At 32.7% G+C, this 18,361-nt stretch carries 18 protein-coding genes; 5 read left to right on the top strand and 13 right to left on the bottom strand.

Going from position 1 to position 18,361, the window contains the following annotated elements:
- Nucleotides 1–78: 78 nt before the first annotated feature.
- From LG651_RS14150 to LG651_RS14140, 3 genes are read left to right on the top strand one after another with little or no spacing between them, the layout of a single operon-like run.
- Nucleotides 79–630 (top strand): RNA polymerase sigma factor, encoded by a 552-nt coding sequence (locus LG651_RS14150; RefSeq protein WP_226696922.1) that lies wholly within the window; start codon nt 79–81, stop codon nt 628–630.
- Nucleotides 614–1,192 (top strand): hypothetical protein, encoded by a 579-nt coding sequence (locus LG651_RS14145; RefSeq protein ID WP_226696763.1) that lies wholly within the window; start codon nt 614–616, stop codon nt 1,190–1,192. Before LG651_RS14150 ends, LG651_RS14145 begins: the two co-directional genes overlap by 17 nt.
- 12 nt (nt 1,193–1,204) lie before the next feature.
- Entirely contained in the window at nt 1,205–2,746 is a 1,542-nt protein-coding gene (locus LG651_RS14140; RefSeq protein ID WP_226696762.1) for a hypothetical protein, read from the top strand.
- 11 nt (nt 2,747–2,757) lie between these two features.
- On the opposite strand, the gene LG651_RS14135 is transcribed toward LG651_RS14140, so the two are convergent.
- The 8 genes from LG651_RS14135 to LG651_RS14100 form a co-directional block, all read right to left on the bottom strand.
- Nucleotides 2,758–3,036 (bottom strand): pyrimidine/purine nucleoside phosphorylase, encoded by a 279-nt coding sequence (locus LG651_RS14135; RefSeq protein ID WP_226696761.1) that lies wholly within the window; start codon nt 3,034–3,036, stop codon nt 2,758–2,760.
- A 2-nt stretch (nt 3,037–3,038) separates the two neighbouring features.
- A complete protein-coding gene (gene miaA, locus LG651_RS14130) occupies nt 3,039–3,953 on the bottom strand; it encodes a tRNA (adenosine(37)-N6)-dimethylallyltransferase MiaA (RefSeq protein WP_226696921.1) in 915 nt (304 codons plus the stop codon).
- A 170-nt stretch (nt 3,954–4,123) separates the two neighbouring features.
- Complete coding sequence (locus LG651_RS14125; protein ID WP_226696760.1) at nt 4,124–4,969, bottom strand: ion transporter; 846 nt, start codon at nt 4,967–4,969, stop codon at nt 4,124–4,126.
- Between the two features lie 29 nt (nt 4,970–4,998).
- Nucleotides 4,999–6,960, bottom strand: a complete 1,962-nt coding sequence (locus LG651_RS14120; protein ID WP_226696759.1) for a DUF3858 domain-containing protein — start codon at nt 6,958–6,960, stop codon at nt 4,999–5,001.
- A 9-nt stretch (nt 6,961–6,969) separates the two neighbouring features.
- Nucleotides 6,970–8,331: an exonuclease domain-containing protein gene (locus LG651_RS14115; RefSeq protein WP_226696920.1), complete on the bottom strand. Its 1,362-nt coding sequence runs from the start codon at nt 8,329–8,331 to the stop codon at nt 6,970–6,972.
- A 121-nt stretch (nt 8,332–8,452) separates the two neighbouring features.
- Nucleotides 8,453–9,121 carry a YggS family pyridoxal phosphate-dependent enzyme gene (locus LG651_RS14110; RefSeq protein WP_226696758.1) on the bottom strand — a complete coding sequence of 223 codons (669 nt, stop codon included), beginning with the start codon at nt 9,119–9,121 and terminating at the stop codon, nt 8,453–8,455.
- Nucleotides 9,121–10,008, bottom strand: a complete 888-nt coding sequence (locus LG651_RS14105; protein WP_226696757.1) for a 3-hydroxyacyl-CoA dehydrogenase family protein — start codon at nt 10,006–10,008, stop codon at nt 9,121–9,123. Before LG651_RS14105 ends, LG651_RS14110 begins: the two co-directional genes overlap by 1 nt.
- Nucleotides 10,009–10,011: 3 nt before the next feature.
- Nucleotides 10,012–10,971, bottom strand: coding sequence for a Gfo/Idh/MocA family protein (locus LG651_RS14100; RefSeq protein ID WP_226696756.1), 960 nt, complete (start codon nt 10,969–10,971; stop codon nt 10,012–10,014).
- A gap of 160 nt (nt 10,972–11,131) precedes the next feature.
- Between LG651_RS14100 and LG651_RS14095 the strand changes: the two genes are divergently transcribed.
- Nucleotides 11,132–11,773: a protein-L-isoaspartate(D-aspartate) O-methyltransferase gene (locus LG651_RS14095; RefSeq protein ID WP_226544653.1), complete on the top strand. Its 642-nt coding sequence runs from the start codon at nt 11,132–11,134 to the stop codon at nt 11,771–11,773.
- Nucleotides 11,774–11,779: 6 nt separating this feature from the next.
- On the opposite strand, the gene LG651_RS14090 is transcribed toward LG651_RS14095, so the two are convergent.
- From LG651_RS14090 to smpB, 5 genes are all read right to left on the bottom strand, one after another.
- Nucleotides 11,780–13,042: a MutS-related protein gene (locus LG651_RS14090; RefSeq protein ID WP_226696755.1), complete on the bottom strand. Its 1,263-nt coding sequence runs from the start codon at nt 13,040–13,042 to the stop codon at nt 11,780–11,782.
- Between the two features lie 82 nt (nt 13,043–13,124).
- Entirely contained in the window at nt 13,125–13,667 is a 543-nt protein-coding gene (locus tag LG651_RS14085; RefSeq protein WP_226696754.1) for a pyridoxamine 5'-phosphate oxidase family protein, read from the bottom strand.
- Between the two features lie 6 nt (nt 13,668–13,673).
- On the bottom strand, nt 13,674–15,503 hold the full coding sequence (locus tag LG651_RS14080; RefSeq protein WP_226696753.1) for a Xaa-Pro dipeptidyl-peptidase: 1,830 nt from the start codon (nt 15,501–15,503) through the stop codon (nt 13,674–13,676).
- A gap of 12 nt (nt 15,504–15,515) precedes the next feature.
- A complete protein-coding gene (locus LG651_RS14075; protein WP_226696752.1) occupies nt 15,516–16,049 on the bottom strand; it encodes a hypothetical protein in 534 nt (177 codons plus the stop codon).
- 127 nt (nt 16,050–16,176) lie between these two features.
- Complete coding sequence (gene smpB / locus LG651_RS14070) at nt 16,177–16,635, bottom strand: SsrA-binding protein SmpB (RefSeq protein ID WP_226696751.1); 459 nt, start codon at nt 16,633–16,635, stop codon at nt 16,177–16,179.
- Nucleotides 16,636–16,719: 84 nt separating this feature from the next.
- On the opposite strand from smpB, the gene LG651_RS14065 reads away from it, so the two are divergent.
- Nucleotides 16,720–18,303, top strand: coding sequence for a S41 family peptidase (locus tag LG651_RS14065; protein ID WP_226696750.1), 1,584 nt, complete (start codon nt 16,720–16,722; stop codon nt 18,301–18,303).
- The last annotated feature ends 58 nt before the right edge of the window (nt 18,304–18,361 follow it).

The raw sequence follows: 18,361 nt of genomic DNA, 5'->3' as shown, positions 1-18,361 counted from the left end.
AAATATTTAAATTTTTTGCAACACTCCGTTTTTTAATTCGTCTTTAAGATGAACTATAACCAACCAAAAGAAAAAAGCATGTTTCAAGTTGACATTATTGAACAATGTAAACAAAACAATCGCAAAGCACAAATGCAGTTATACAACCAGTACTGCGATGGTATGTATATTGTTGCAAAACGATTTTTAAAAGATGCTGCCGACGCCGAAGATGTGGTTCAAGAAGCCTTTATTAAGGCCTTTACAAAACTGCATCAATATAAAGCGGAGGTTACTTTTGGAGCTTGGTTAAAACGTATTGTCGTTAATAAAAGTATCGATTTTTTAAAATCTAAAAAACAAGAACTTGTTGAGTTAGATGAGGTGCACCTTAAAGTTATTGATACGCCAAAAGACGACAAATGGTTGGTAGCCGATACTATCACTATAAACGATGTAAAAAAAGCTATAAACGCATTACCAAGCAAATATCAATACGTTGTGATGTTGTATTTAATTGAAGGATATGACCATCAAGAAATATCTAAAATTTTAAGCATTAGCGAAGTAGCTTCGCGTACACAACTATCGCGAGGAAAAGCGAAATTACAAGAAATTTTAACACTTAAGAATAATGGCACAAGATATTAGAGAACTGTTTAAAAACGATAAGGTAAGCCTTGAAAAAATGCCTAATAACCATCAAGAACGTTTTCTGGAAAAGTTAGATGCAACCTTACCGCAACAGAAAAAACGTAGTTTTAATTGGATGCAAATTGCAGCTAGTGTTGTAGTTATTTTGGGTTTAAGTTTTGGTGCTTTTAAGTTTTTCCAATCCAATAGTGCTAGTGATACACCTAAAATTGAGGTCGCTGAAACAAAACCAGAAACAATTAAAACTTTAGGTGACTTTTCGCCAGGGCTAAAAAAGGTAGAAGATTACTATTTGGCGAGTATAAATTTGGAGTTGAGTAAAATTAAATACACGCCAGAAACCAAAGAAATGTTCGACGATTATTTGGTGCAACTCGATGCGCTTGATAAGGAATATAAAAGACTTTCTACCGATTTAACCGAAACAGGTTTAAACGAGCTTACGGTTAACGCTTTAATCGATAATTTAAAATTGCGCTTAAACCTTTTGTATCGTTTAAGAACACAATTACAAGAATTACATCCGTCTGCATCAACAGACGTTAAACAATCAATTTAAATCAATCAAAAAATGAACAAATCCATTATAAAAACGTTACTTTTTACGCTATGCTTTACAATTACGGGAAGTGTTGTGGCACAGCAAAAGTTGACTAAAGTTTCACAATCAATAAAAGTAGATAACGATGTTGTAGTAGACTTAAATACCAGTAACACCAATATTGTTATAGACACTTGGAACAAACGAACAGTAGAAATAGAAGCCTTTATTGAAGGCGAAAAAGTAAGTAAAAACGAGTTAGAATCTGTTTTAGACGCTTGGGGTGTAGATGTAGATGCTTCTAGTAAAAAAGTTAACATTAATGCACGTGGCGGAAAAGCGTCGAAGGTTATTTATATTTCCAAGAACAATGATGAAGACGATATGGTAAATGCCTTATTACATGAATTACAATTTGAATTGGCCGATTTACCAGAAATGATTTTAAGTATGCCTGTAGTTCCAGAAATACCTCCTGTGCCACCAATGCCTGTAATGCCGGAGTTACCTGAGTTACCAGAAAATAGTGATGCTTTTGTGTTCGATTATGATACTTATAAAAAGGAGGGCGATAAATACTTAGAAAAATATAGCAAACGCTTCGAAAAAGTGTATGGCGACGATTATGCCAAAAAAATGGAAGCCTGGGGCGAAAAATTTGGTAAAGAATGGGGCGAGAAGTATGGCAAAGAAATGGAAGAATGGGGTAAAGCTCTTGAAGAAAAATTTGAAAGCTCAGATTTTGAAGAAAAAATGGAAGCTTGGGGCGAGAAATTTGGAGAACAATTTGGTAAACAAATGGAGGCTTGGGGCGAACGTTTTGCGGCAAGCTTGGAAGCAAATGCATCAAGGTTAGAAGCTAGTAAAGCTAGGGAAGAAGCTAATAAAGCGCGTATAGAAGCTCAAAAACTTCGCGCTAAAGAGCGTGCAAAATTGGCAGAAAAGCGTCGTTTATTAATTGAAGAAACGGTTGAACATAAATCAAACTCCAAGATTAAAAAAACAATTATTATTAAAATGCCTAAAGACGCTAAATTAAAGGTAAATGTAAAACATGGCGAAATACAATTTGCTTCAAGCGTAGATAATCTGGAAGCTAATTTAGCATATACAAAATTTACAGCGAATAGCATTAATGGAACTCATACTTCCATTAATGCTTCATATTCGCCAGTAATTGTAAATAATTGGAATTTAGGTGAACTAAATTTAAATTATACCGAAGATGTGCATTTAAAAAATGTAAACAATTTGGTTTTAAACGCGATATCGTCGAATGTGAATATTGAAAATTTAACTGGTGCGGCTATGGTTGATGGTAATATTGGTAACTTAAATATTTTAAATATTGCCGATACATTTAGCAACCTAAATATTATTATTCAAAATACCGATGCTATAATTGCATTACCCAAAGCGGCTTGTAATTTTCAGTATAAGGGTACGCGCTCCAAATTTTCACATCCTGAAAAAGTAACCAATGATAACAGCGCTAGTTTTTCGAATGGAAGCTTAGCCAGTGGCAAAAACATTATGATAAATGCCAAATATTGTAATGTTATTATGGAATAAAATTACGTTTACTACTCGTATTTACATAAGTAGGCCGAATCTTCTAGTGCATAAACCTTAAACGTAATACCCGACGGTATTTCGCAAGTTTCGTTAATAGCAAATATTTTCTTCTCGCTATTTGGTAACTCTATTTCCCATGTTCCAGCGGTTAAAGTCATCCACTCTTTTGTAGAGGTATTAAACTCGTAAGTGCCTTTTGTTAAAACGCCAATTGTAAAATTGCCTTGTGTGTTTTTTAAGCCTAACGATTTTACTTTTCCATCAAAATATTCGTTTACCTGTATCATTGTTAATTTAGATTTGTTTTTATAGTTTTTATTATATGATCTAATTCGGTTTTGTAGTCGAACCAAAGGGTGTTTTCGTTTCGTTTAAACCATGTAAGTTGTCGTTTTGCAAACCTACGTGTATTTTTCTTTATTTCGGAAACTGCAAAGTCGAGTTCCCAAGTACCATCGAAATAATTAAAGAGTTCTTTATAACCAACCGTATTTAGTCCGTTTAGGTGTTTAAACGAGATGAGATTTTTAACTTCATCGAGTAAGCCTTCGTTAACCATAATATCGACGCGTTTATTGATGCGGTTGTAAATTATTTCTCTGTCGGCTGTTAAACCTACGGTTATGGTTTTAAAGTTTCGGCTGTTTTTTTCTTTATTTAAAAAGGATGAATAGGGTTTACCTGTACCAATGCAAACTTCTAAAGCGCGAATTACACGGTGCGGATTATCGATAGCGATGGTGTTGTATGACGCTTCGTCAAGTTGTTTTAATTGATTTTGAAGGTGTTCTAGATCAAAGGTTTCTAAGTCGCTATTTAATTTTTCGCGGATGCTTTTATCTACATCGGGGAAATAGTCTAAACCTTTTGTTACGGCATCCACGTACAAACCAGAACCACCAACCATTATTACAACATTGTGTTTGGTAAACAATTTTTCTAAACGACTTATGGCTTCTTTCTCGAAAGCACCTACACTGTAATTATCTTGAATAGATTTATGATGTATAAAGTGATGTTTAGCCGCTGCTAATTCTTCTGGTGTTGGTGCAGCAGTGCCTATATGCATTTCTTTAAAGAACTGCCTAGAGTCTGCCGAAATAATTTCGGTGTTAAAATAATTGGCCAATTTTATGCTTAATGCAGTTTTACCTATTGCCGTTGGGCCAACTATTGATATTAAATATTTAGGGTTTGTATTAATAGTTTTAATTTTTTTACAAATTTAGTTTGAATTAACGATTTTACAAGTTATTTGTAATGATTAACTAAGTGGTTTTACTGCGTTAGGGATTGAGCGGCATGTTTGAGCTCGCCGCCGCAGAAGGCAGCGAGTAGCGAAAGCCCGACCCTTGTGGTAACGCCCTAGTTTTTTTAATGTAATGGGTGGCCGCAATTATGGCAAAATTTTGCGCCATCTTGGTGTTTACTGGCTAAACAGTTGGCGCACGATTGCGAGTTTAAATGTACTTGCGGGGTGGGATTGTTTGTACTTGGGGTTTTATTTTGATTTGAATATTCGGCTGAAACTATACCTGTTGGCACTGCTATTATGCCATAGCCCAAAATCATGACTAATGAAGCTAAAAACTGGCCTAAGGGTGTTTGTGGTGCAATATCGCCAAAACCTACGGTTGTTAGGGTTACAATGCACCAATATACGCTTCGAGGTATGTTTGTAAAGCCGTTTTCTTCGCCTTCGACCAAGTACATAATGGTGCCTAAAATTATGGCTACGATTAACACGGCAAATAAAAATACAGCGATTTTGGCTCTACTGGCTTTTATGGCACGTACTAAGTTATTTGATGCGCCTAAATAGCGTGCTAATTTTAATATGCGAAATACGCGAAGTAATCGTAATGCGCGTAGTGCTGCTAACGCATGAATACCACCAAAAAAGAGTGAAATGTATTTTGGGATGGTTGATAGAAAATCGATAATGCCGTAAAAACTAATAATGTATTTAGTTGGCTTGTTTACGGTAATTATTCTGGCAATATATTCGATGGTAAATAAAATGGTGATTACCCATTCTGATATGTTTAAAAAGTCGTGATATTTATTATCAATACTTTTTACACTTTCGAGCATAACCAATAGAATACTTGCCAAAATAACTATTAAAAGTACAACATCGAATAGTTTTCCGGCAGGTGTATCGGCTTCATAAATAATTTCATGAAGTTGTTTCTTCCAGTTTTTTTTGGTTTTACTCATACCATCAAAAGTACTTAAAAAAAAGAAATTTAATTTTTACTTAGTACAATTATGGAATTTTTTTGAATATCGACTACTTTACTCATAAATTCTTTCAAGTACGGGTAATATTCAGTTGGGTAAATAACTGATTTTAAGCTGAGTTTAAAATTTACGATAACTTTTGTACCTAACTGCTGTGTTGAAAATGAAAAGTCGCCAGCATTGTTAGGTAAAACAATTCCCGTAGGTTTTGGTAATTCTTGCACCTTATATTTATTGTTTAAATCGATAACATAATTGTATAAATAGTTTCTTTTGTAGCCAAGCTCTACGGGGTAGGTGCGTTCTTGAAGTTTAAAAGGGTTTTCTTTAAAAAACTTAACAATAAAAGGGTTTAGGTAAATTAAATTGATGTTATCGTCTATGGTATATTCGAAATTGTAAGTTTCAGAAAATGAGTTTTCTGTTTTTTTAGTTGTGCTCGATTCGTGGTTGTAAATATCTATAAATGGTGTGTTGTTTATAAGCTCGTCTACGTATTCTTCTGGATTTTCAAAATATGATTTTCTTTTAAAATAGGCATCATATCCAGTAAGTTTGTCTGTTACTGTACCCGTAATTTCATCATTTTCGTTTATAGTTGCGTTTGCCATGTAAATTATTCTAGATAGCGACTGTGGTTCAATATCTATCCATTGGCTACCTTCTTTAAAGTCTAATTGTCTACCAAAATAATTTAAGCATTTGTATGGTAATTCGCCGAATGCTAAAAACTTATTTGTGGCATCTAATAAATAATCTTTACCATTAATTGTTGCTTTTACTATAAGGTAGTTAAAATCGTCTATTACAGGAAAAATTTTTGTAGGATAGCCGTTTGGTCTTGTAGAAAGTAAAACGGGTTTTACACTTACTCCGGTTTGATTTAACAAATTATGAAGCAAAATATTTATAGCAGAAACATTACCGGTTTTTGTTTTGGTAAGCTCTTTAATTGTAAAGTCTGAAAAAAGTTTGTAGTCGCCATTCCAGGTATAATTATTTTGTACATAATTATAAATGGCTTTCGCTTTTTCTAAGGCATCTTTGTTGTTTATAATTTCTGGGCTTAAAAGTGTTTCAAAATCGATTTTTTTTCGAAGTTGACGGCCAATGCCGTTTTCTGTTTTAAATTCTTTATCAACATCTTTCCACGTTTTGGTATAGTTTTTTACTATGCCATCCATGGATTTAAAGGTTTTTAAGGTATAATCTATTCGGGCTAAGTAGTTGCGCTCCGAGGTCATGTAATCTTCTTCAATAAAAGCGGGTATATCTTTCATGGCATAGATACTTTCTTCGCAATCTGCCTTACCACCATTAAAACTAGTTAAGCAGTTTTTTTTAATTTCGGAATTATTGATTACAAATTTTTCTGTACCAATAAGCTTTTTATGGTACAACCAATTACCTGGTATGCTGGCTCTATATTCGCTGTAAAGTTTTGGTATATCGCTTTGAAATTCCCAATCTTTATAATTCCACATAAACGGAGACATTAATGTATAACTATAAGTAATTACCGAACCGGGTTTTACATTGGGCAGTGTAAATTTTATAATGCTGTAATTGTCGTTATACTTTTCTGTGAAAATGTTGTTTTTATCTAATTTAGAGGTGATTAATTCGTTGTTTTCTAAATTGTAAGTTGTGGCAATAATATCTTTAATTTCTTCTTTTGATGTGCCAGAATTATTTTTGTATAAATAAATTTCGATGATTGCTTTTTCGAACCCTTCATTTTTTAAAATTTTAACTTTATGTTTTTCTTCTGTAATTAAAACATGATCATGTTTATGAAAATAGCTATTACCTTGCTCGTAAAGTACTAAGGCATTGGCAGTAGAGTCTTTCTCGTAAGTGTTTAAAGTTAAATCGTCTTTGGTAACACGTAGGTCTGTAGAATTAAATGTTTGGGCAGACAAAGCAAAATAGCTTAAGAAAGCTAGTAGTAGTAAAGTTTTGTTCATGTTTTTACGTTAAAGGGTAATAATTTTTAAGCGTTTATTTTTACGGATATAACTTTGAATTATATGCTGTGTATCTCTATTATTTTGCATTGGTGTTATAATAGATTCTAACACTTCAATATTGTTAATTTGATAATTTAAGTTGAAGAACCCTAAGCCTTTAAAAACACCGTTTTCAATTAAAATAGCACTGCGCTCATCTACATCTCGACCTCTATCTATAATTACCATGTTTTTATTGGTGTAGCTATTTTTATCAATTAAAGCCATGACACGTTTATTGTAACTTTCTGGAGATTCTTTTTGAATACAAGCACCTTCACAGGCTTTAATTTCGTAATTAAAACAACTAGATTTTGTGTTATATAAACCCGCTAACTTTTGGCAAAGTGAATAATCTTCAACCGCTTTGGTTAAAAAACTTTTTCCGCTTTGTCTGTTGGTAAAAGTTGTTATTGGTTTTTTACGCCCATCGGCTATATCAATCTTTAAATTAATATAACCGTTTTCATCTTTAAAGCTATACAATGCGTGTGTAAAAATTGAGCGTCTTAATTGCCTGTTTAAAATAGGTTTAACTCGTTTTATTTCTTCACTTTCTTTTAGTAAAGCAACGAGTTCGCTACCTGTAGCTTCATAGGTTACTGTGTAAACTTTAGATTGTATTTTTTTAGATTTTGGATTTGTTCCTGTGAAATGCTGATTAATTCGTTTTTTTATGTTGTTGCTTTTACCAATGTATATAATTTCGCCATCGGTATTATGTATGTAATAAACTCCGGTGATTGATGGTAGTTGACTTAAAATATCTAAATGCCTTGGCTCTAATTGGTGTTTGGGGTTTTGTCTTACCGATTCTTGAATTATTTTTTTTTCTGAATCCTTGCTTAACAATAATTTAAATAGCTTAACCGTAGCCAAAGCATCACCAGAAGCTCTGTGCCTATCGGTTACAGGAATACCCAACGAACGCACTAATTTCCCTAAACTGTATGACGGTAAATCTGGAATTAAATATTTTGAAAGCTCTACGGTACATAACGATTTACGCTCGTATTCAAAACCTAATCGACGGAATTCGGTTTGTAAAATTCTGTAATCGAATTTCGCATTGTGCGCAACAATAATGCAATCATCAGTAATTTCTACAATACGTTTTGCAACCTCGTAAAACTTAGGAGCATTGCGCAGCATGTTGCTATTTATTCCTGTTAAATTAACCACAAAGGGCTGAATTTCGCGTTCGGGGTTTATTAAACTTATAAATTGATCGACCACTTCATGCCCATCATATTTGTAAATGGCTATTTCTGTAATGCCTTCTTCGTTGTACTTACCGCCAGTGGTTTCTATGTCGAGTATTGCGTAGATTTGTTAAAAGTTAAAAGTTAAAAGTTAAAAGTTAAAAGTTAAAAGTTAAAAGTGATTTTGTTGTTTGTTTTTAGTTTATGGTTTTTTGTTGACTGTAGGTGTCTTAACAGTGTTCGTTGACTTAAATATAATTTCTACTACCAAATATACTACTTCCAACGCGAACCATATTACTGCCGCATTTTATAGCTAATTCGTAGTCTCCACTCATGCCCATGGAGATTGTATTTAGTTTGCAGTTTTCAGTATTTAGTTTTTGTAACTCGTTAAAAGTTGTTTTAAGATATTTAAATTCGTTTTCAATTTGTTGTTCATTATCAGTAAATGTTGCCATTCCCATAACACCAACAATATTTATGTATTTTAATTCTGAAAATGTTTCTGATTGTAGTATCTCTGAAGCTTCGTTGGCTGTCATTCCAAATTTGCTGTCTTCTTCAGCAATTTTTATTTGAAGCAAACAGTTGATAACTCGGTCGTGTTTAAGTGCTTGTTTGTTAATTTCGTTAAGTAACTTAAAATTATCTACACCGTGTATTAAACTTACAAAACTGGCCATGTATTTCACTTTATTTCGTTGTACGTGCCCAATCATGTGCCACTCGATATCTTTTGGCATTTGTTCATACTTTTCTGCCATTTCTTGTATTTTATTTTCACCAAATATGCGTTGTCCGGCATTGTAGGCTTCCATAATATCGCTTACAGGTTTTGTTTTAGATACAGCAACTAAAGTTACATGTTCGGGTAAAGTGTTTTTTATGGTATTTAAATTCTGGGTAATATACATTAACTAAATTGTTTTGAGATTTTTTCGGCTTTTTTTCCTTCGGAATAATCATAAAAGCCTTCGCCAGATTTTACACCCAGTTTTCCTGCGTTAACCATATTAACTAATAATGGACAAGGTGCATATTTAGGATTTTTAAAGCCAGTGTACATAACGTTTAAAATAGATAAACAAACATCTAAACCAATAAAATCGGCTAACTGTAATGGTCCCATTGGGTGCGCCATTCCTAGTTTCATAACAGTATCTATTTCTGTAACGCCAGCAACACCGTTGTAAAGTGTTTCAATGGCTTCATTAAGCATGGGCATTAAAATACGATTGGCAACAAAACCCGGGTAATCGTTAACTTCAACAGGTGTTTTACCTAAAGTTTTCGATAATTCCATTATGGTTTGGCAAACCGAATTGCTGGTATTGTAACCGCGAATTACTTCAACCAATGGCATTATAGGTACCGGATTCATAAAATGCATGCCAATAACTTTATCGGCTCTATTGGTTATCGCTGCTATTTGCGTAATGGAAATAGAAGAGGTGTTTGTTGCTAAAATAGTTTCAGATGAACAAAAAGTATCAAGTTGTTTAAAAATTTCAAGTTTTAAATCGAGATTTTCGGTGGCCGCTTCTATAACCAAATCGGTTTGCTTTACACCTTCTTCAATATTTGTAAAACTCGAAATATTAGATAAAGTTTTAGTTTTATCGGCTTCAGATATTTTATCCTTGGCTAATTGCCTATCTAGGTTTTTTAAAATGGTGTTTAAGCCCGATTTTAAAGCATCATCATTAATATCAATTAAATTTACTTTAAAACCAAATTGCGCAAAAGTATGCGCAATACCATTTCCCATGGTGCCCGCTCCAATTACAGCAATGTTTTTCATGTTTTAAAAACAGTTTATAATTTGGTTAGCAACACGTAACGCTTCTGTACCATCGTGAAGTGTAACTACAGGTGTTGTGTTGTTGTTTATAGCATCGGCAAAGGTTTCAAGCTCATCTAAAATGGCATTGTTGTCAGACACTTCAGGGTTATCAAAATAAATTTGTTTTTTTACACCTTCTGCGTTTTGCAAAATCATATCAAAATCACCAGGGGATTCTGGAGCGTCTTTCATTTTTACAACTTCACATTTTTTGGTTAAAAAATCGACTGAAATGTAAGCATCTTTTTGAAAAAATCGCGCTTTACGCATTTTTTTAAGTGAAATCCTGCTAGCTGTTAAGTTGGCTACACAACCGTTTTCAAACTCTAAACGAGCATTTGCAATATCTGGTGTGTCGCTAATAACAGAAACACCACTAGCCGAAACATGTTTAACTTTAGATTTTACAATGCTTAAAACAATATCTATATCATGAATCATTAAATCTAAAACCACAGGAACATCTGTACCTCTTGGGTTAAACTCTGCAAGTCTGTGCGTTTCAATAAACATTGGTGAGTTTATATCGTCTTTTACAGCTAAAAATGCAGGGTTAAAACGCTCAACGTGTCCTACTTGCCCACGTAATTTGTTTTCGGCAAGTAACTCGCGAATATGTTCTGCTTCTTCAACAGTGTTTGTAATTGGTTTTTCAATAAAAATGTGTTTGCCTTTAGCTATGGCTTGTTTAGCGCAATCGTAATGTGATAAGGTTGGTGTAACAATATCTACAACATCAACAGCCTCGATTAAAGCATCGATAGTTGGGAAGAATTTATATCCAAATTCGGCTTCTACTTTTTTCCCGTTTTCTTCGTCGGCATCGTAAAAACCAACAAGATTATATTTATTAGATTGATTTAATAGTCTTAAATGAATTTTTCCAAGGTGACCAGCACCAAGTACTCCGGCGTTTAGCATAATATTTTACGTTTTAAACAAAAATAACATAATTAAAGGTTGAATTTAGGGATTTAAATTGATTTTTTATGGATTATAAATGCTAAAAATAAAATCTTTGTAAATAGTTTTTAGCTTTAAAATGTTTAATTAATTTTAGCAAACTAAACCCACCCAAAAATTGAAAGATACTTTTAAACACCAAGGCTTACGCCAACAACTTGTTAATGTGTTAAAAAACAAAGGCATTACTAACGAAAAAGTTTTGCAGGCTATTGGTAAAATACCACGCCACTTGTTTATGGACTCTAGTTTTTTAGACCATGCTTACCAAGATAAAGCGTTTCCTATTGCTGCAGACCAAACTATTTCGCAACCTTATACCGTAGCTTTTCAAAGTGAATTGTTGCAAATAGAACCAGGACATAAAGTTTTAGAAATTGGTACAGGTAGTGGTTACCAAACTGCGGTATTATGTTTACTTGGTGCTCGTGTTTTTAGTATTGAACGCCAACAGGAGTTGTTTAAAAAAACCAGTAGATTTTTACCTAAACTAGGCTATCGTGCTAAAAAGTTGATTTTTGGCGATGGCTACAAAGGTTTACCAGAAGAAGCCCCTTTTGATAGTATTATTGTAACTGCCGGAGCCCCTTTTGTGCCTAAACCGCTTTTAGGACAACTAAAAATAGGAGGTAGGTTAGTAATTCCTGTGGGAGATGATGTGCAAATTATGACAATGTTTATTAGAAAAGGCCCCAAAGAATTTGAGCAACACGAGTTTGGCGAATTTCGTTTTGTGCCTTTATTGGAGGATAAAAACTAAGGGCCTTTATTTCAGGAGTTTATTTAAACCTTCTTTTTCGAATAAAACTTTACCAATTTTAACGTCAGACCACCCTTTTTTTAGTTTATAAGTAAAGGTTGGTATGTTTTCAATAAGTTCACAGTCTATAAAATAGTTTTCTATGTCGTTGCTAGACACTTGTTTTAACTCTTGAATATGAGTAGAAATAAAGAAAAATGAATTTTTAAATTTACTTAACCCATTAATGGTTGCTTTACAAATTTCGAAACCATCTTCTACATTTGTACCACTAAAAAGCTCATCGAAAACTGCAAAACATTTTTTCTCATTATTCGCTTTTAACACTACATTTTTAAGATGTTTAACTTCCGTCATAAAGTGGCTGTAGCCGTTTAAAATATCATCTTTTTTATTAATTTCTATCGAGAAATAGTTGAAAAAAGGAATGGTGCTTTCTATAGCGGGTATGCCAAAGCCTAAATGCCCGAAATATATACATAAGCTAAGTGCTTTAAGACAAGTAGATTTTCCAGACATGTTTGGCCCATTTAGTACAATAACATTGCTAGTGGTACTAAGGCTGTTTTTTACAGGGTTTTTAATTAAAGGATGATAAAACTCGTTTAAACGAATTTGGTTATCACTAAAAATCGGGTATGTAAAGTTGTTTTTTTCTATTCCGCAATTAATAGCTAAGTAAGCTTCAAAAAGAAAAAATGCATTCCAAAAAGGCTGTATTAACTCTTGTTGTTTTAAATTATTAATTTTTGAAATTAATTGAAGAATATGGTTACTTGATAATCTTTTTTCTCGAATTATGTATTCGTATTTTTCAAGTTCAAAATGAGATAAGAAGGCTAAAATTTCTTTTATGTTTGATGCATAGTCTTCTGGAAAAGCTTCTAGTTTTAATCGCTTAAAATATCTAGAATTTATACGATGAAAAAATAAAACTAGTTGGTTTAATTTAGTTCTGTAAGCTATTTTATCTTGTTTAGAGCCAATTAACTTAAACTTTATTTTATTCTGTGGTAAATCCTCAAATTTTTCGCTATTCAAGAAAAAGTATACCTCGTTTACATATAATACGGAATACGAGTAGTCCTTTAATATCGCTTCGTTTTTCGAAAATCCTTTTAATATATTTTGGCGATTAACTATGTCGTTTACAGAGTGAAGCGGATTTTTTAGTATTTCAAGAATTTTATTTTTTGAAAAGCTATTTAAGGAGTAGTTAAAGATGGGGAGAATTTCATGTTCAATGTTTAAATCTTTAATGTTATTCATTTTAACTAAACCTTTATTAAAATAGGGTCTAAGTTGTTAAAACGTAAACTCCTAAAGATTATTATGTAATTAAAAAAAGGAATTACTCTAAAATGCCTGTTTCAAATCCATCAATACTTTTTGAGTTTTTTTCTTCCCAGTATGCTTCAATACGTTCTTTTCCTTGTTTTTCAGACCACGAGTTGAGTTGTCCGCGTTCTTCCTTAAAATCCATAAATGGTATTGAGTAGCCACAGGAGGTTTGCACCATTTCTACGTCTAACTCTATAATCTGTCTTGAACCTACATTTTCATCAAATAAACCAATGTGTTTTTGAAATGTTTCATCGCGTTCATGATATATTTTTGCATGCCCGTAAAGGCGTAAAATAAGTGGTTTACCTTCAAATGCACAAAACATAATTGTCATGCGATCGTTTTTTAAAAGATGTGCTGCGGTTTCATTACCACTTCCTGTAAGGTTTAACCAAATAACCTTGTTTGGAGATATAACACGAAGTGTATCGTGCCCTTTAGGTGAAACATTTACACGGCCTTCGGCAGCTGCTGTACCTACAAAAAATATTTTTTGAGCTTCAATAAATTTTTGAATCTCCGTTGTAATTTCTGGTAATTGCTTTCCCATGGTATATTAAAATTTGCTTAATCCGTTAACTATAGGTAAAGTTATTGAAGTTTTATTTAAATCTACAGTTAATTCAGTGCCCGGTTTTGGGTGTAATGTAAAATCTTTATCACTTGAAAAAATCATTAAACCAATTTGTTGTCCGGCTTTTATAACTTGATCGTCTGGTTGAAGATTAAAAGTAACTTTATAAAATTTAGCTGGTTTTAAAGGTTCACTTTCTGTAATAGATTTGTAGTTTTGAGGATCTGCCCAACCGCGTGTTATAATGTTATCTGTTATAATAGCGCCTTCGTTATCATTCCACGGAAGTGAAACTAACCAAACTGATAAATTTGTCGCAGGTTTACTGCTTGCTAAAGTTACCGTTACTTGAGCAAGTCCAGAAATATGTACATCTTTAGTTAGGGTTGGTGTAACATATAATAAACGATTGTTTGATGTTGTAGCTTGAGCTAAAGTTTCCCCGTTAATGGTGTAATTGTCTGTTAAGGTTTCTTTGGCTTGTTTTTTTTGAGGCTCAAGTGTTAGTCCGCCAAATTCAGGTGCTCCTTTTGTTAAGTAAAATGTAACAGGTTTGGCTTCTGGGTTTGGATAATCTTTGTACGCTGTGGGGTTACTTCGCAGTTCACCTTCGCGAACTATATAGGCTTTATTAGAATCTTTTTCTATGTCGTTATCTATACCGTGTAAATAATGTGTAAACCATTTATTCATCATAGCAACAGGTGGCGGACCACCATGACCAAATTGGTGATAATAAATAGCAGTTTCTAAGCCCATATCTTTGGCTTTTTTATATATTCTGTAACTGTGTTCTGGCATAACATTCCAATCGTTAAAACCATGAGACATGAGTAAAGCGGCTTTCATATTATCCATTTGGTTTAAATAATCTCTACCAGCCCAAAAATCGTTATAATCGCCAGTAACTCTATCCATTCCGTTTTTCATTTCAATATCTCTAACTCTGGCATTGTTGCTAGCTCGTTTACTTTCGTCTCCACTATGAATGTAATCGTATAAAACATCTATATCTTCACCTAAATAACCACCTGGAGATCGAACTAATCCGTTAGATCTGTAATAATGATAATATGATGTGTTAGGCGCTACAGGAATAATAACTTTTAAACCGTCTACACCAGTGGTTGCAGCGGCCAAAGGAATAGTACCGTTGTATGATGTACCCGTCATGCCAACTTTTCCGGTACTCCAAAAAGCTTTAACTTCTTCACCTCCTTCAGGTTCTGTAAAACCTTTAGCTCTTCCATTTAACCAGTCTATTACTGCTTTTGGCGCTAAAGATTCGTTTTTACCGCCAACGGTTGGCGAACCTTGCGAGAAACCAGTTCCTGGAGAAGAAGAATGCACTACAATGTAACCTCGAGGTACCCAAGTTTTAACTTGAGAATTAGAGATAATTGGACGCTTACCGCGGCGAGTTACGGGTGGATGAACACGCTCTTCGGCCATTTCACCTAATTCATGGTTTACATTCCAAAAAACACCATCAACATCTGGCGCAACACCAGCATAATAAGGACTTGATTCGTAAATTATAGGTAGTTTTAAATTTTGGGTTTCTGTTTGGTAAGGTCTTGTAACATCTACATGTACGCGGTCTAGATTTCCATCTTTATCAGAATCAAAGGTGGTTTCAACAAATAAATCATGTCTAATCCATTTTTTAGGATGGTTAAAAGCTTCAACAATTTGTGCTTCACCATCAATAAAAATAGGTTTTGCTGTTTTTGTTTCTTGTGCGTTTAATATTGTAAAACTAAAAGCAGTAATAAATAAGGTTTTGCAAAAACTATTTTTATTAATTTTCATGACACTATGTTTTTATCTTAAATATTTTTTTGGTATTTGATACTTGGCATTTTCTTGACTCCATTGTATATTGGTAATCCACCAGCGTTCATTATCATTAAACAATTGTATGCTGTTTATACCTCGCATAAAAGGTTTTTCGTCGTTTAAACTTTCGTAACATTCATAAGTACTAAAAACTTGAGCTATATGCCCAAAAACATGAACTTCACGATGTATTTCGCGCTCTATAAATCCATTTCTAAACATCCAATCACTGGAAGATTTAATATAATCTGCTGGCGACATATAACGCACAGATAATTTATCGTCTTTTTCTTTTAGAATGGTAACTAATTTAGCGTCAGACTTAAATAGAAACTTAAATAATTTCCAATCGCGTTCTTTACCTTTTTCACCAGAAATTACACCGTACAAAGTTTGTATAGTAGATTCTAATGTATTTACTTTTTCTGGGTAGTTTAACGATTTGTCTTCTGGTTTTTCCTGTCCAAAAGTAACCGTACTAAAAAAAACTAAGAAAAGAATAAGAGATAGCTTTTTCATAATAAAAAATAAAGGATAATTAAGTTTACAAAGTACCGTTTTGGCCTAAAAAGAAGCGTTAAGGTTTTCATAAAAATATAAAATGAACCCCTTTTGAAGTAAATTTAGAGCCAAAATTTAGTTGAAATTATTTATATATTTTTTTTACACGATCTAAATTGCGCTTATTATCGCGGTCCTTTATAGATTCGCGTTTGTCGTATAACTTTTTACCCTTAGCTAGAGCTATGTCTAGTTTAGCTAAGCCTTTATCGTTAATAAACAGGCGTAACGGAATAATTGTTAATCCGGTGTTTTGTACTTCTTTTAAAAGCTTTTTTAATTCGCGTTTATTTAAAAGAAGCTTGCGCTGTGCTTTAGGTTTATGGTTGTAATAGGTGCCGTATAAATATTCTTCAATAGTCATATTTATTACAAAAAGTTCGCTTTGTTCATTAAATTCACAAAAACTTTCGGCAATAGATGCTTTACCGCTTCGAATAGACTTTATTTCGGTTCCAGAAAGTACAATTCCTGCAGTATATTTATCTAAAATCTCGTAATTAAAACGAGCTTTTCGGTTTAGTATGTTAATTTTCTTTTGCATAAAGCACAAAACTACATAAATTTAAATTGGTGTAAAACGTTGTATTTTCAAATTAAACGCATATTCCTGTTATTTTAATATTATATGAAGTATTTTTTTATTTTAATTCTGATAGCATTCTGTTTTTCTTCGTGTAACAGCGTAAAAAAATATAACGAACAAGTTAATACATTACACAGTGTAGAACATTTAAAAGAAGATGTAGATAAGCTTTATAATCAGTTAAAAAAACATCATCCAAAATTATATCAATATTCAACAGAAAGCGATTTAAATAATAAGTTCGATAGTTTAAAACAAACAATAAATAAGCCTTTAAGTACAAGAGCATTCTATAAAAAAATAGCTCCAGTGGTTAGCTATGTAAAACAAGGACATGTTTCTACTGGTTATACTGTAAAACGTTTCACGAAAAAAGAGCGGAAAAAATTAAAAAAACAAAAACTAGATTTTTACAATTTAGAGTTTGAATTTATAGACGATAAACTCTGGGTTAAAAATAATTATGGAAAAGATTCAACTATTATAGGAAGCGAAATAATTAAAATTGAAGACGATTCGGTTTCTAACCTAATTAAAACTTATAAAACCCGATTTGCTTCCGATGGTTTTAACACCACACTGCATAATCGATATGTTGCCAAAGCCTTTTCGGTGTTTTACACCAGAGATAAAGGTTTTTTAGATAGTTTAAGCGTGACTTTAAAGCAAAATGATTCGCTCTTTGTAAAGAAATTTAAACGCATAACTCAAGAAGAAAATAAAGAATTAAACGATAGCATTTCAACTAAAAAAGAAAAACCATTAAAATTAACCAAGACCGAGAAACAGAATAACCGAATAGCTAAAAGAAAAAGAAAAAAGTACAATAAAAAACATGGGTTTATAACTAAAAGTAAAACTTATACCAGGAATTTTGAATTTAAAGGAGTTGATAGCACGGTGGCTTATGTTAAAATAAGAAGCTTTACAAACGGTAATTATAAAAAGTTTTACAAAGAAGTTTTTAAAACCTTAGATTCTTTAAAAACACAAAATTTGGTTATAGATCTTCGCGATAACGGTGGTGGTCGAATTTCAGAAATAGATTATTTGTACAGTTACTTAACATTAACCGATTATCAATTTTTAAACCCCAGCCAAGTCAATAGCCGTGTGCCTTTTTTTAAAGTTTTAATGACTAATACTATGCCAAATACGGCCAAAGTAGTATCTGGTATTTTGTCGCCATTTATAGTCACCCATAATTTTTTAAATACATATAAAAACGACGGAAAAATATATTATAAGTTTAAGAAATATACCAAAATTAAATCACCCAAACCTTTACATTTTAAAGGTAATATTTATGTTTTAATAAACGGAAACTCGTTTTCGGCGTCTTCATTAATTTCCACACATTTAAAAGCTAATAATCGAGCCATATTTGTAGGAGAAGAAACAGGAGGCGCTTATAACGGTTGTGTTGCTGGTATTTATAAAGTGTATCAATTACCAACTAGCAAACTAAAAATAAGAATTGGTATGATGCAAATTGAAGCACCACAAAAACAGCAACCGGATGGCTTCGGAATTAAACCCGATGTACATATTATTCCTACTGAAAACGACCGAAAATTAAATAAAGACCCAGAGTTAGAATGGGTGTTAAATAAAATAGCATCCTAGAAATCAATTATTTTAAATACTTCACAAAAAATATAAATCTGTTTTAAAAGCAATTTTC

It is taken from the genome of Neotamlana sargassicola (assembly GCF_020523965.1).
Taxonomy (GTDB): domain Bacteria; phylum Bacteroidota; class Bacteroidia; order Flavobacteriales; family Flavobacteriaceae; genus Neotamlana; species Neotamlana sargassicola.
The sequence above is the reverse complement of the archived record's forward strand: the minus strand, read 5'-3'. Positions and strand labels throughout refer to the sequence as shown.

Bases quoted from the DNA above. Each gene is read 5' to 3' on its own strand.
- LG651_RS14075 (WP_226696752.1), bottom strand. From the start codon at position 16,049: ATGAAAAAGCTATCTCTTATTCTTTTCTTAGTTTTTTTTAGTACGGTT.
- LG651_RS14135 (WP_226696761.1), bottom strand. From the start codon at position 3,036: ATGATACAGGTAAACGAATATTTTGATGGAAAAGTAAAATCGTTAGGC.
- LG651_RS14085 (WP_226696754.1), bottom strand. From the start codon at position 13,667: ATGGGAAAGCAATTACCAGAAATTACAACGGAGATTCAAAAATTTATT.
- LG651_RS14125 (WP_226696760.1), bottom strand. From the start codon at position 4,969: ATGAGTAAAACCAAAAAAAACTGGAAGAAACAACTTCATGAAATTATT.
- LG651_RS14140 (WP_226696762.1), top strand. From the start codon at position 1,205: ATGAACAAATCCATTATAAAAACGTTACTTTTTACGCTATGCTTTACA.
- LG651_RS14100 (WP_226696756.1), bottom strand. From the start codon at position 10,971: ATGCTAAACGCCGGAGTACTTGGTGCTGGTCACCTTGGAAAAATTCAT.
- LG651_RS14065 (WP_226696750.1), top strand. From the start codon at position 16,720: ATGAAGTATTTTTTTATTTTAATTCTGATAGCATTCTGTTTTTCTTCG.
- LG651_RS14105 (WP_226696757.1), bottom strand. From the start codon at position 10,008: ATGAAAAACATTGCTGTAATTGGAGCGGGCACCATGGGAAATGGTATT.
- LG651_RS14145 (WP_226696763.1), top strand. From the start codon at position 614: ATGGCACAAGATATTAGAGAACTGTTTAAAAACGATAAGGTAAGCCTT.
- LG651_RS14120 (WP_226696759.1), bottom strand. From the start codon at position 6,960: ATGAACAAAACTTTACTACTACTAGCTTTCTTAAGCTATTTTGCTTTG.
- LG651_RS14090 (WP_226696755.1), bottom strand. From the start codon at position 13,042: ATGAATAACATTAAAGATTTAAACATTGAACATGAAATTCTCCCCATC.
- LG651_RS14080 (WP_226696753.1), bottom strand. From the start codon at position 15,503: ATGAAAATTAATAAAAATAGTTTTTGCAAAACCTTATTTATTACTGCT.
- LG651_RS14150 (WP_226696922.1), top strand. From the start codon at position 79: ATGTTTCAAGTTGACATTATTGAACAATGTAAACAAAACAATCGCAAA.
- smpB (WP_226696751.1), bottom strand. From the start codon at position 16,635: ATGCAAAAGAAAATTAACATACTAAACCGAAAAGCTCGTTTTAATTAC.
- LG651_RS14110 (WP_226696758.1), bottom strand. From the start codon at position 9,121: ATGTATATTACCCAGAATTTAAATACCATAAAAAACACTTTACCCGAA.